14 protein-coding genes are annotated in these 12,379 nt (G+C 64.3%); 6 read left to right on the top strand and 8 right to left on the bottom strand.

The features are described from left to right. Nucleotides 1–34: 34 nt before the first annotated feature. Both ACK8CP_RS01170 and ACK8CP_RS01165 read right to left on the bottom strand, forming a co-directional pair. Complete coding sequence (locus ACK8CP_RS01170) at nt 35–1,060, bottom strand: LysR family transcriptional regulator (protein WP_414833065.1); 1,026 nt, start codon at nt 1,058–1,060, stop codon at nt 35–37. Between the two features lie 79 nt (nt 1,061–1,139). Next, the gene (locus ACK8CP_RS01165; RefSeq protein WP_414833064.1) at nt 1,140–1,577 is read right to left on the bottom strand and encodes a DoxX family protein; all 438 of its coding nucleotides are present in this window, start codon (nt 1,575–1,577) and stop codon (nt 1,140–1,142) included. Between the two features lie 191 nt (nt 1,578–1,768). Between ACK8CP_RS01165 and ACK8CP_RS01160 the strand changes: the two genes are divergently transcribed. Next, complete coding sequence (locus tag ACK8CP_RS01160) at nt 1,769–2,707, top strand: ring-cleaving dioxygenase (protein WP_414834311.1); 939 nt, start codon at nt 1,769–1,771, stop codon at nt 2,705–2,707. 76 nt (nt 2,708–2,783) lie between these two features. Here ACK8CP_RS01160 and ACK8CP_RS01155 read toward each other — a convergent pair whose 3' ends face one another. The 5 genes from ACK8CP_RS01155 to ACK8CP_RS01135 form a co-directional block, all read right to left on the bottom strand. Then, nucleotides 2,784–3,062 (bottom strand): CopG family ribbon-helix-helix protein, encoded by a 279-nt coding sequence (locus ACK8CP_RS01155; RefSeq protein WP_234628727.1) that lies wholly within the window; start codon nt 3,060–3,062, stop codon nt 2,784–2,786. Between the two features lie 104 nt (nt 3,063–3,166). Further along, nucleotides 3,167–4,318, bottom strand: a complete 1,152-nt coding sequence (locus tag ACK8CP_RS01150) for a sulfotransferase (RefSeq protein ID WP_414833063.1) — start codon at nt 4,316–4,318, stop codon at nt 3,167–3,169. Nucleotides 4,319–4,337: 19 nt separating this feature from the next. Further along, the gene (locus tag ACK8CP_RS01145) at nt 4,338–5,054 is read right to left on the bottom strand and encodes a hypothetical protein (protein WP_414833062.1); all 717 of its coding nucleotides are present in this window, start codon (nt 5,052–5,054) and stop codon (nt 4,338–4,340) included. After that, nucleotides 5,041–5,337 (bottom strand): hypothetical protein, encoded by a 297-nt coding sequence (locus tag ACK8CP_RS01140; protein WP_414833061.1) that lies wholly within the window; start codon nt 5,335–5,337, stop codon nt 5,041–5,043. Before ACK8CP_RS01140 ends, ACK8CP_RS01145 begins: the two co-directional genes overlap by 14 nt. Beyond that, nucleotides 5,334–6,740, bottom strand: coding sequence for an arylsulfotransferase family protein (locus tag ACK8CP_RS01135; protein WP_414833060.1), 1,407 nt, complete (start codon nt 6,738–6,740; stop codon nt 5,334–5,336). The genes ACK8CP_RS01140 and ACK8CP_RS01135 overlap by 4 nt, the downstream gene beginning before the upstream one ends. 421 nt (nt 6,741–7,161) lie before the next feature. Between ACK8CP_RS01135 and ACK8CP_RS01130 the strand changes: the two genes are divergently transcribed. From ACK8CP_RS01130 to ACK8CP_RS01120, 3 genes are all read left to right on the top strand, one after another. Beyond that, nucleotides 7,162–8,238 carry a hypothetical protein gene (locus ACK8CP_RS01130; RefSeq protein ID WP_414833059.1) on the top strand — a complete coding sequence of 359 codons (1,077 nt, stop codon included), beginning with the start codon at nt 7,162–7,164 and terminating at the stop codon, nt 8,236–8,238. Continuing rightward, nucleotides 8,235–8,621 carry an aegerolysin family protein gene (locus ACK8CP_RS01125; RefSeq protein WP_414833058.1) on the top strand — a complete coding sequence of 129 codons (387 nt, stop codon included), beginning with the start codon at nt 8,235–8,237 and terminating at the stop codon, nt 8,619–8,621. The genes ACK8CP_RS01130 and ACK8CP_RS01125 overlap by 4 nt, the downstream gene beginning before the upstream one ends. A 445-nt stretch (nt 8,622–9,066) precedes the next feature. After that, the gene (locus tag ACK8CP_RS01120) at nt 9,067–10,053 is read left to right on the top strand and encodes an aldo/keto reductase (RefSeq protein WP_414833057.1); all 987 of its coding nucleotides are present in this window, start codon (nt 9,067–9,069) and stop codon (nt 10,051–10,053) included. Between the two features lie 91 nt (nt 10,054–10,144). Here ACK8CP_RS01120 and ACK8CP_RS01115 read toward each other — a convergent pair whose 3' ends face one another. Further along, on the bottom strand, nt 10,145–10,558 hold the full coding sequence (locus tag ACK8CP_RS01115; protein WP_234628735.1) for a DUF3830 family protein: 414 nt from the start codon (nt 10,556–10,558) through the stop codon (nt 10,145–10,147). 210 nt (nt 10,559–10,768) lie between these two features. Here ACK8CP_RS01115 and ACK8CP_RS01110 point away from each other — a divergent pair, with 210 nt between their 5' ends. Both ACK8CP_RS01110 and ACK8CP_RS01105 read left to right on the top strand, forming a co-directional pair. Then, nucleotides 10,769–11,431 carry a GntR family transcriptional regulator gene (locus ACK8CP_RS01110; RefSeq protein WP_234629382.1) on the top strand — a complete coding sequence of 221 codons (663 nt, stop codon included), beginning with the start codon at nt 10,769–10,771 and terminating at the stop codon, nt 11,429–11,431. A gap of 89 nt (nt 11,432–11,520) precedes the next feature. Continuing rightward, entirely contained in the window at nt 11,521–12,057 is a 537-nt protein-coding gene (locus ACK8CP_RS01105; RefSeq protein WP_414833056.1) for a hypothetical protein, read from the top strand. The last annotated feature ends 322 nt before the right edge of the window (nt 12,058–12,379 follow it).

Here is a 12,379-nt window from a genome sequence, read left to right as displayed (position 1 = left end):
GAAACTCTTTCCAGATGAATGATTGGAGAGAATCTTATCCGTCGGCGCTGGTGCCAGCCTGCCGACCCGGCCCGCCGATCTGCCGGCCGGTCTGCCTGCCGGTCTGCCGGCCGGTCTGCCCGTCCTCGACTTCCCGGCCTTTCCGCCCCTCGATGAAATCGCGATCGCGCGCGATTTCCGCGGCCAGAAAGTCGAGAAGCGCGCGGATGCGCGCGGCATGGCGGAGATCGGGATGCGTCAAAAGCCAGAGATCGGTGGCAAAGGCCGGTTCGGCGGAGGCAAGCCGCGTCAAACCGGGCTCGGCATTGCCGATGAAGCATGGCAGATGCCCGATGCCGATCCCCTCCGCGATCGCCTCGGCAAGGCCGAGAACGCTGCTGATGCGGTAGACGATCTTCTCCGCCGGCACGTGCTCGTGGACGAAACGCACCGCCTTGAGCCCCGCCATCCGGTCGCCGAGCGCCACCCAGGGCCGATCGAACAGATCCGAGACCTCGACACCCCTGGCCTCGGGGCCCGCATCCGGAAAATCGGCCGGCCGCCCGTAAAGTCCCCAGTTGATGCGGGCCACACGGCGCCCAACGAGGTTCTCGGGCGGCGTGTCGGTCGCCCGGATCGCCACGTCGGCGTCCCGCTTGGAAAGGTTGAGCGCCTGGTTGGAAACGACGATGTCGAGGCGCACGCGCGGTTCCTTCTCGCGAAAGCGCGCAAACAGCGGCGTGAAGAGATGCGTCAGAAGCGTGTCGCTCGTCGTCACGCGCACCTCGCCCTCCGGCACCACCTCGGCCCCGGCGACCTTGCGTCCAAAACCCGTGATGCGCTCGTCGATGTCGCTGGCGAGCTCCACCATCTCCTCGCCCACCGCCGTCGGCACATAGCCGGTGCGATGGCGCTCGAAGAGGCTCACCCCGAGCGTCGCCTCGATCTGCCCGAGCCGGCGAAACACCGTCGAATGGTTGATGCCGAGAAGCTCGGCCGCGGCCGGAAGCCGGCCGGCGTCAGCAATCGCCTTGATCAGGCGGAAATCGTCCCAGGCGAGATTCTTGAACGGCTCGACCAATCTTTCCCTCAAACGGAATGGCGGCCGCGCTCCCGGGAAGGAGAACGCGGCCGGTCTTTTCGAAATCTGTCGTGAAGCCTCATGCGGCTTCCGCGACCCGGCCCGCATGGGCAGACGCCGGCAGCACCGTGCGGCGCAGCGCAAAGGCCCCGTCGCCGATCAGCGCCTGAACGAGAGCCGCCACCGACAGGAACGCCGGATATTCCCAGCCGCCATTGGCCGCGGAGAAGCTCCAGCCGTTCGGCGCATGCACCCAGATGGCGCCCAGGAGGATCGGCAGAACCAGGATGGAGATGAGGCGGCTGTAGACGCCGGCGATCAGCGCCAGCCCGCCGAAAAGTTCGCCGAGAATGATCGGCCAGGCGAAGAGGGTCGGCAGGCCGAGCTGGGCGAGAAAGCCTTCGAAGCCCGGAACGGTGAAGGTCACGATCTTCATATAAGCGTGGGCGATGAGCATCACGCCGAGCGAGATGCGCAGGAGGAAGGCGCCATAGGGGGCAAGGCGAGTATCGATCATCTGTCGCTCCAATTTCGGTTGGTCTTCCCCGAAATTGAACATTCCCCACATGCAATTCAAACGGCTTCTTTGCACATATATCATTGCATCGGCGCAATGTCTTCCCCGTCGCAATCGGCCGTTCCCAGCCTATCTGTGGGAGGAACGAAAGAGCGCGTTCGTCACGAACGCATCTGATGGGAGCTTCCACCATGCGCCACAACGGCATCCACCACGTGACCGCGATCGCGGCTTCGGCGCGACGCAATCTCGATTTCTTCACCCGCATCCTCGGCATGCGCCTCGTCAAGAAGACGGTGAATTTCGACGATCCCGGCGGCTACCACTTCTATTATGGCGACGAGGCCGGCCATCCGGGCACCATCCTCACCTTCTTCCCGCTGGAGCATGCCGCCCCCGGCCGCGCCGGCATCGGCGAGACGCAGGAGACGCGGTTTCTCGTGCCCGAGGCCTCGCTCAGCTTCTGGACGCACCGCCTCGTCGACAAGGGCGTCGCCCATGAGGCGCCCACGAAACTCTTCGGCGAGACGACGATCCCCTTCACCGATCCCGACGGCACGCATCTCGCGCTCGTCGGCGTCGCGGGTGCTGAGGCCGAACCCGGCTGGTCGGATGGCGAGATTCCGCCAGAGCACGCGATCCGCGGCATCCACAGCGTCAAGCTCCTTCTCGAGGACGCGGAGCCGACGGCGGAGATCCTGACGGATGTGCTGGGCTTTGAAGCCGCCGGCAAAGACGGTTCGCTTGCGCGCTTTCAGGCAAAGGGCAGCAGCCCGACGACGCCTGGAACCTTCGTCGATCTGCATGCCGCCGGCGAGTTCCTGCGCGGCCGCATGGGCGCGGGCTCCGTCCACCACATCGCCTTCCGGGCCGACGAGGCCGGCCAGGCGGAGATGGCGCGGCGCTTGCGCGAGGTGCATCGCATCGCCACGACCGAGCAGAAGGACCGCAAGTATTTCCGCTCGGTCTATTTCCGCGAGCCGGGCGGCGTCCTCTTCGAGATCGCCACCGACGATCCGGGCTTTGCCATCGACGAGACCGAGACGGATCTCGGCCAGGCCTTGAAACTGCCCGACCAATACGAGGCCCGGCGGAAGGAGATCGAAGCCGTCCTGCCTGAGCTCGCCTGAAAAACCCCGGCGCGCCCTCCCCGGCGCGCCGACCCTGAAGAATGCGGGCGCAGCCGGATCGCCGCCGGGGCAAATCTTACTTGTGACATCCGGGAGCAGGCGTTTCGTCGTCGGTTCCCCAGCTCTCCAGCCACCGGTCGACCTCGTCGGCGGTCGCATGCATCCCCGTCTCGCGGAACTCTTCCCACGCCTGCAGCGTGTCGCGCCGAAGCGCCTCACGCCTCTCCTCGCGCTCGACATACTGCGCGATGGCTTCCCGCATGATCCAATGCGACGTGCGTTGCCGCGCCTCGGCGAGATGCCGGACGCGTGCCTTCATCTCGTCATCGAGCTTGATGGATGTTGCAGATGCCATGCGCGCCTCGACGCCAAAAGGTAATACCTTTTGGCACCATATCGCATCTGCGCCGGGATGGTCCACTGTCGGCATGCATGCGCAGCCCTGCGCGTGTCACCCCCTCAGGCCATCGCGGCGACGCGCGGCTCGGTCCGGGCGGGCGTCTCGCCGGCATGGCGGGCAAGCCGTGCCGCACTCTCTTCGGTGATCGCCGCGATCATGCGCAGCGCCTCCGGGGTGAAATCGGGCTGGTAGTAAGAGGGCTCGCTGATCCGCTCGGCCGCAAGCGTCGGCAGATTGCCGCCTTGAAGCCCGCAATGGCCGGCGATCGCCGCCATCTCGCGCGCCGGATCGGCACAAAGCCGCTCATAGGGCACGATGCGGGTGGCCGCCGCCAGCGTCGGATCGGCGTCGAGCTTGTCGGCGACATGCCCATAGAGCGCCGCCCAGTAACGCGCCCACCCTTCGACGTCCTGGCCCTCGGCCCACAGCCGCATGATCTCCGGCGCCTGGCTGTCGCCGAGCCCGATCGCCCGCCGCTCCAGGCCGAATTCGAAATGCCCGGTGCGGCTCAGATGCCGCGTGATGCGCGGATCGGCCTTGCCGGCTTCGACGAAGAGCCGGTGCTGCTTCATCAGGGAGGCGATATGCCAGACCGGGTCGCGCACCGGCACCAGGAAGCGCGCACCGGGAAAGAGTTTTTGCAGGTAGGAGAGCCGCGTGACGTTGTAATTGCCCTTGGCGAGATAGCGCCGCCCCCCGCGCAGCACGAGAAGCTTGGCGATATGCTCGCGGTAGAAGCGCTCGAACTCCGGATGCGCGGTCGCCCGGTCGAGCACGGCGGAGGCTGCCGGATCGTGCAGACCGGCAAAGAACGCCATCCAGATCACCTCTTCGAAGGCTTCCGGGCTTTCCGGCGTCACCAGAATGCGGTCCTTGTGCGCCCGCTCCTCAGCCGGCGCCTCGCCGCTCGCCGCATGGTCGGTGAACCAGTTCCAGGCGAACGGCGTCATCACGGCCGGAAAATCGCGGTAGCGGTGCGTCGCGACGTCGGGATGGGTCGCAAGAAGCTCGAGAAGCATCGTGCTGCCGGAGCGCGCGAGCCCCGTCACATAGATCGGCCGCTCCACGCGGATCTCCGCAATGCGCTCGCGCGCCATCCGCGTTTCGAAATCGCCGAGCCGGATGAACGCTCTCGGATGCCGCTCCACGAGGCCGCTCAGAAAATCCATCCAGCCGCTGACCTTCGGGCCGCTCGTCTCAGACTTTGCCATCTATTCGATCCTGCGCCATCTATTCGATCCTCCGGATGGATTTTGCGGCGAACGACATCAGGATCAGCGCCGGAAAGAAGATGATCTCCCAGCCGCGCGCCCAGGACGGCCCGGCCGTGACGATCTCCCGCTTCGGCAAATCGATCTCGATCTCGTCGACCGGCGCCTCGTCGGCGAGATAGCCGATCGGATTGCCGATGATGTAGTTCCACCATTGCTTCTTGTGCACGACCGGCACCGGCGCCTTCACCGGCACGTCGGCGATCGTCGCCCCGCTCGCGTCCTTCACGATCGCCCGCGGCGCCGGCCGGTCTTCCACCCATTCGCCGCCGAAATTGCCCGAGGCCCGCACGGTGACGCTCTGGCCCTCCGGCGGCAGCGTGCGCGCATAGGAGGAATCGAGCCACAGAATGAGGGTGAGAAGCGGCAGCGAGGCGATCAGCGTCGACGGCAGCACGAGAAACACCCGTTTGAGGGCAAGTCCCAGCATGTTGCGGATGAGCCCGCCCGCCTCGTCGAAAGGCCCGTCGAACTCCGAAAGCCTCTCCTGCGCGCCCTTCAGCGCGACCCGCAATTCCGCAATCCGCGCCTGCGGCGACAACAGCCGGTAGAGCTCCATGGAGGCGATCGAGGCGACCGACGCCCAGATCAGGACCACCAGGAAGGAGGGCAGAATGTGCGACAGCTGTCCGTCGATCCAGCCGAACAGCGGCGCCGGCAGATCAAGAAGCCCCATTCGCCGTCCGTTCGCTGACGCCGGCCGGCTCTGCGGTCGCGGCCTCGGAAGAAAGCGGGGCGGCACCGGCGGCATTCTCCTGCCGCGCAGCACCCGCCTTGCGGCGATTGCGCATCATTTTACGCACAGGCCAGGCGACGACGAAGCTGATCGCAAGGCCGATCGCGGCGACGAGCGCCCACAGAGCGCCGAGAAGACTGAGCCCCGCGCCCGGGCCCACATAGGCGAAGGCGGCCGAAGGCAGAAGTGCTGCAGTCACAGCAAAAAACACAAACCGTCTCATATCGTTTTCTTCCCTGTCTGGCTCGTCGCCTGCAACGAGCTGGTGAAGGAGGCGTCGAAATAATCGGGGGGCAGCCGCTGGCCCCAGCACAGGATGGAGAGGCGGGGCACCGTCTCACCGGCAAGCGTCTCCGCCCGCACGGGATTGATGTACTCCCAGACGATGTCGCCCTCGCGCGTCACCTCCAGAAGCCGCCCGCCGGAGGATTCGGTGATGAGCGTATTGCCATTCTTCAGACGCTGCTGCGCCGAGCGGATCATGCTGTCGAGCGGCGCTTCGGGCGTGCCGCCATATTCCCAGACGATCTCCGACGTGCGCGGATTGACCTCGATGACGCGCGAGCGGGCATTGGCGCGCTCGTAATTGCCGAAATTGTCGAAGAGGATGAGATCGCCGTTCGGCAGAATGTCCGGATCGTGCTGGCCGAGCCAGTCGGAGCGCTTCGCCCAGGTGATCGTCTCCTCATCGGGATCGAGCACCGCGACGGCGCCGAGCTCACGGAAGGACAGAAGCACCTGCCCCTCTTCCGCATAGGGGAAATTCGCCGCCTCTTCCGCCGTGATGTAATCGACATTGTTGGTGTGCAGCGGGTCCGACACGGCGAAGGCCGACACCGTGTAGAGCATCTGCCGGAATTCCGACCGCGCCACCGCCTGAATGAGCGCGATCTTCTTCAGCTCTTGTCCGTCCGGCGACAGGATGACGAGAAAATCGTCGAGCCGCGGCTGCTTGAAATTGTCGAATCCGTCGAGCTTTTCGTTCACGAACTCATGCGTGATGACGTAGATCCGCCCGTCCGGCCCGACATCGATGTCGTGATGGGCGTTGGCGAGATAGCTCCAGATGACGTTGGAATCCTTGTCGAGCTTGGCGACGCCGTAGCCGTAGGGCGTGTCGCCCGCCCCCTCGTAGACGACGAGAAGATCGCCGTTCGGATAGGCGATCGCCTTGCGGAAATAGACGAAGGCGTCGGGCTGCGGCCGCTTCACGGCGGCGCCCTCGTGCCAGACGGAGCTGTAGGGCCGGCGCCATTCGTGCACGACGGTGCCGTCCATGGCGATGAGCCGCGCCACCGCCTCCTCGCCAGAGGTATAGAGCGTCAGCCCCTGCTCGGTCCGCGTCGCATCGTTCACCGTCACGCCCTTGTCGGGCCGGCGCTCGGGATACCAGAGATCCGTCAGATAGAGATTTTGCGTCGTGGTGGCGCGGTCGTAGAGCGCCTTGCCGCCGAGATAGGCATCGCTGATCTGCGGCCCGGGCGTCACCCCGGCCGTCGTCATGATCGCCCCCGCAACGAAGGCGATGAACACGAGCGAAATGAAAAACCCCGCCTTGAAAATCCGGTCCGCGGACGATCCGTCCTCGCCTTCCCCCATCCCCCTTTCGGGGGGCAAACTGCCCATTCCTGTCCCGCTCCTTTTGTCCGCTGACCTCGCGGAAGAAGAACGGCCTCCTCGGGCAACAATATGGTCACAAAACGGCTAACACCGCCCTTTTTGCGGGCCTTCTCGGCGCTGCGGCAATCGGCACAGACGGCGGGCCGCGCGCATCATCGGAAGACCTCTGTCCCTCTCTGGCCCTCTCTGGCCCCCTCCTGGCCGCGCCCTGCCCACTCCCCGGCCTCTCCGAGCCGCCTCCCGGACAAAGACCCACCTCCGGCTCTCGCTCCGCAAGACGACGAACCAGGCGTCAGGCGTGGGAAACATTCACCCGAGCGGCAGAAAGAGAGGCAGAAAGGGATGACACCGCCCCTCCATTGACAGATGATCATCTTGTCGTACCATGAAATCAATAGGATATCTCTTGCGGCGAGAGGTTTGTTCTATGGATTCCTTTGGTCTTTCGGTACAGAAAAACAAATCACCGGAAAAACGACTACTTTCTGATGATGCCATCCTGCGGCGCAATGCACGAGCGCAAGCCGAAGGGGCAGCGCTCATCCAGGCCACCGCCAACGAGACACTTGAGGCGGGCGAAGTCAGCCAATTCATCGGAACGATCAATGGCGTGCCCATTCCGCCCGGAGAAATGCAGGACCCCGCCTGGACCGTCCTCGGCAACACCTATCTTTTTGACGCCATCGCCTATGCGGTCGCCGCCGGGACGACGAACCCGGCCAATATGAACGCCTATCCTCTCAATATGATTCCGGAGATGGCGCTCCCCTTGCACGCCCTCATTCCAATCACGGTCCAATTGAGAGGAACATATACGGGAGATCCGCCAGGACCGTTCTTCGCCTCTTCGGATTTTCAGGTGGGAAAGGCCGGCTACGCATACCCGACGACCTTCGAATATTTTGGCGCCCACGCGACAATCCAGGACGAAGACGGAGAGCTTTGGGTGAAATTCGCCGGAGATCACGACGATTCCGGCATCACGCTGTTCACGAAATTTCACAGCTTTACGAGCAGCGGCAGAATTTATGCGATAAATCTCGTTAATGTAAATTACTATTTTTTCTATAATGGCCGCGCCACACAAATTCTGACGACGAATGGAAATTATTACTTTGACGGAAACACCTATCCCTACCCCGACACGCAGGTCGATGTCACGCAAGACGACGTCGAATATACCGTCGAATTCGACGACGATCCCGGTTTTCTCCTCGCCGACTCCTTGAAGAAGTGCGATTACCTCGATTGGAGATTTTCCGCCCAGACGTACTTCTTCTACGACAACGCAGCCTATGGCGTTCGACCCGTCCTTCTCGGGTTCCCGACATCTTGGGGATACTATGCGCGGGCGGCATACGATGACGGCTGGGCGATCACCGCCCAGGCCGCAACGCCCCCGGCGGTCATTCAATCGATGGTGCTGCCGCAATGGCCGCACAACATCGTCGGGCAGGAGTCGATCGGAAGGCCTGCCGCGAACCGGAAAGGCAGGCGCAAATGACGGCCGCTCGAAGCACGCTCGTCCAGTTCCAGAATGGCACGAATGCCTTTCTGACAAGGCAATCCTGGAATCTGGCCCACGGCATCTGGACCGAAGACATGTTGCCGCCGGAACAAATCGGGGCGGGCAGCGCAGCCCAGCCCCTAACGGTGAGCTGGGAGAGTGAATCCGATGGTTTCATGACGGGGACCGAGGGGTCCGTGACCTATCGTTTGCAGGATGGGCAGACGACCCTCTATATCTATTGGGACAATCCCTTCGTCGGCTCCAACAGCTACGACATCAAACTGGATGGCCCGCTGTCTTCGGATTACAGCGTGGATCATTCCGGGGGGTCCGGCGACAACGCCACCGTGACCTTCTCGTTGAAAGCCGCCTCCTAGGCCATATCGGCTCCTGGAGCTAAAAGCGGAGACACATGAGGTTCGAGGCGGCCTTGGAAGCCTCGGCACCGGCGCACCGTGGAACGACCTGCCAGAGGCGGGCTTCTCCAAGGCCGACCAGTCCCCAGGCCTCCGAGACCGCCCCGAAAAGACCGCCAGCAACAGCCGCGCGACCATCTCGCTTGCTGCGCTTGTTCTATGGCTGAGGGAAGCGTTCGCGCCGCCTGGCGGCGATCGACGTCTGGTCGCCCGGCCGCACCCCACCTAATTTCCGGGCATGACTTCGATGCTTTGCCGGGGCAGGATGCATCCTGTCACACCTCACAGGCCCGCCGGCCGCACCCACTGACAAGATGCTGAGTGCTTGAACGCTCAGACACGCCACCCCGGACATGCCCGTTCGAAAATCCCGCCCAGTTCGAAAATTCTTCAATGGAGAGACACCGTGAAAACACGCAAGCTTGCCGACAACCTTGAGGTCTCGGCCCTCGGCTTCGGCTGCATGGGCCTCAATTTCGGCTTCACAGATTTCCCGGAAGAGAACGACGCCGTGGCGCTCATCCGTGCCGCCGTGGAACGGGGCGTCACCTTCTTCGACACGGCCGAGGTCTATGGCCCCTTCACCAACGAGAAGATCGTCGGCGAGGCCTTGCGGCCCGTGCGCGACAAGGTCGTGATCGCCACCAAGTTCGGCTTCCACATCGTGGACGGCAAGCAGGCGGGTATGAACAGCCGGCCGCAACACATCAAGGAGGTCGCCGACGCATCCCTGAAGCGGCTCGGCATCGACGAGATCGACCTCTTCTATCAGCACCGCGTCGACCCGGACGTGCCGATCGAGGAGGTTGCCGGCACCGTCAAGGAGCTGATCGCCGAAGGCAAGGTGAAGCATTTCGGCATGTCGGAACCGGGCGCGGAGACGCTGCGCCGGGCGCATGCGGTGCAGCCGGTGGCCGCCGTGCAGAACGAATATTCGCTGTGGACGCGGGGCGTCGAAACCAACGGCATCCTCAAGGCCTGCGAGGAGCTCGGCATCGGCCTCGTCCCCTATTCTCCGCTCGGCAAGGGTTTCCTGACCGGCTCCATGAGCAAGGACACCAAGATCAGCGAGACGGATTTCCGCGCCCTCCTGCCGCGCTTCACGCCGGACGCGATGGAGAAGAACCAGGCGCTGATCGATCTTCTGAAACAGGTCGCCGCGGAGAAGGAGGCGACGCCGGCGCAGATCGCGCTCGCCTGGCTCCTGGTGCAAAAGCCCTGGATCGTGCCGATCCCCGGCACCACCAAGCTCCACCGCCTTGAGGAAAATCTCGCCTCGGCCGAAATCGAGCTCAGCGAGAACGATCTCGGCCGCATCAGTGCCGCTCTCGCCGAGATCGACGTCGAAGGCGAGCGCTATCCCGAACATCTGCTGGCGGCCACCGGCCGCTGAGGCCCGCAAACGCAAAAAGGCCGGATCGCAAGGCACCGCCTCCCGATCCGGCCTCCGCGGAATTTTGAGCTGAAGCCTGAGCCCCAGCGGCTCAGGCGAATTCGAAGCGGATCGGCTGCGCGCCTTCCCACAACGTCATCGGGCCGAGCTTCGCGAGATCCTCGAGCCCCGAGGTCAGCGTGATGAAATGGTTGCCGGCGAGCTGGCCGACCTTGGAGGCGAAATGCACGCCGCCATAGGCGAGCAGGATCTCCGTCTCGCTGATGCCGCCCGGATAGAGCACGATCTGGCCGGGCGCCGGATAGCTCGTATGGTTCTCGTAACCGACGCCGAACTGCATATCGCCGAGCGGGATCCACACGCCCTCGCCGCTCCAGCGCACATGCACGATCTTGCTTTCGAACGGCATCACCTTGCGGAACGCCGCGCAGGTCTGAGGCGCCGCCTCTTCCTCGAGCCTCGCATCGAACCGGTATGGCCCCGCATGCACCACGAGCTTCGACATCGTGTCCTCCCATTCCTCGCAACCGGCCGCTTTTCCCGCACTTTCGCGAGAGCCACAAGCACCCGGCGCCACACCCTGCCCCGGCGGCTCGCGGCGCCTTCGCCGGGAAACGCGTCGCGCGCATCGTTTGACCAATGGAGGAAGTGCTTCTTCTGTGGCAAAGAGAACAGATTGGGGGAGAAGAGCCGAAAGGCTCGGGTTGTGATCAGGATGGATGCGCAGGAGGAGGAGGTTGGTCCGACCTCTGTGGAACAGGCGACGGCGCTCATCCGGCGCGCCATCGTCACCGCCGAATATCGGCCGGGCGAGCGCCTGAAGGTCGCCGATGCGGCGCGCCGCTTCGGCTTCAGCGCCATGCCGGTGCGCGAGGCTTTGCGCAAATTGGAGGGCGAAGGGCTCGTCGCCATCCTGCCCAATCGCGGCGCCGTCATCCGCCCGATCGACGAGAAATTCCTGAAGGACGTCTACGAGGTCCGCACCGCGCTCGAAACGCTCGCGGTGCAGCGGCTCATGCCGCGCATCACCCTCGCCATGCTCGACGAGCTCGCAGCCCTCCAGGCGGCCCATGCCGCGGCGGTGGAGAGAGCCGATCTCGAAGAGATCATCATGGCCAACCGCGCCTTGCACACCAGACTCTTCGAACTGGCCGGCAATGCGGAGGCGACGCGCCTCTTCGAGCTCGGCTGGGAGCTCATCTATGCACTCCGCCGGCGCCTCGGCTACCGGCCCAACCGGCTCGCCTCCGTGATCGAAGAGCACCGGCTTCTCGTCGATGCGCTCCGCCGGCACGATTTCGCCGCCTGCGCCGCCATCCTGCGCATGCACAACACCGCCGGCATGGAAGACATGATCGCCTCGCTCGCGGGCGAGTGAGCCACCCGCCGATTTCAGATTGGAGGGCGATTTCGGAACGATGCCTCCGTCCTGCCGTTCGTCTCCACTCGCACAGTGGAAAGGACGCCATGATGAGGGCTTTCGCCGCCACCCTGCGCGCCGCTTTGAGCGCGACCGCAATCGCCGGGCTCACCGCCGCAGCGGCTCTTGCCGCAGCGCCCGTTCTCGTGCCGACAACCGCGGCCGCCGCCCCCAAGGGCTGGACGACGTATGCCGATCCCCGCTCCGGCGCCCGCCTCGCCTATCCCGAAAAGCTTTTCCCGCAAGAGGCGCCCCTCGCCTATGGCACCGCCTTCGTCGGCGATGAGGCGCGGCTCGAACTCTCCGCCCGCGCGGTCGAAGGCGTCGACGACGCCGCCGATCTGCGCGCCCTCATGCGCGGCACCGGCGGCTACGAAAACGTCACCTACTCGCCGCAGGGGCAGAACTGGCTGGTCGTCTCCGGCTATCGCGGTTCGGACATTTTTTACGAAAAGTTCTTCGTGCGCGGCGACACGGTGCAGGGTTTCAGCCTGCAATATCCCGCCGCAAAGCGCGGCATTTTCGATTCTGTCGTCGAAGGCGTGGAGGATTCCTTCCGTGCCGGCCGCCCCGAGACGAGATGAGATGAGCCGCTAAGCCCCCGCCCGATCTGCGCAATCCCGGCCCCGTCCGGCTCCCTTGCGGCCTTCACGCCGTTCGGTTCCATCGCCGCGACGCCACGCCGCAGCGCCGCCTTCCGCCGGGCTCGCGGAGCCGATTGAACTTTCAGAGGCCACTCCGACAGGCGGTTTTCCGCCTTCTGCCAGGCCCGCCCATTCGCCCTCGCGCCGCAGCCGAGTTTGCAAACCCGTCGGTTTTTAATCTCTTCGACTCAAGCTCCTTAACTGCAAAATCAAGTGTTTCTGTTCTGCTGCGTCAGCTTCGGAAAACTGCAACATAACGCAG

Source organism: Afifella sp. YEN Y35, assembly GCF_047553465.1.
GTDB lineage: Bacteria > Pseudomonadota > Alphaproteobacteria > Rhizobiales > Afifellaceae > Afifella > Afifella aestuarii.
This window is presented reverse-complemented; position numbering and strand designations above follow the sequence as displayed.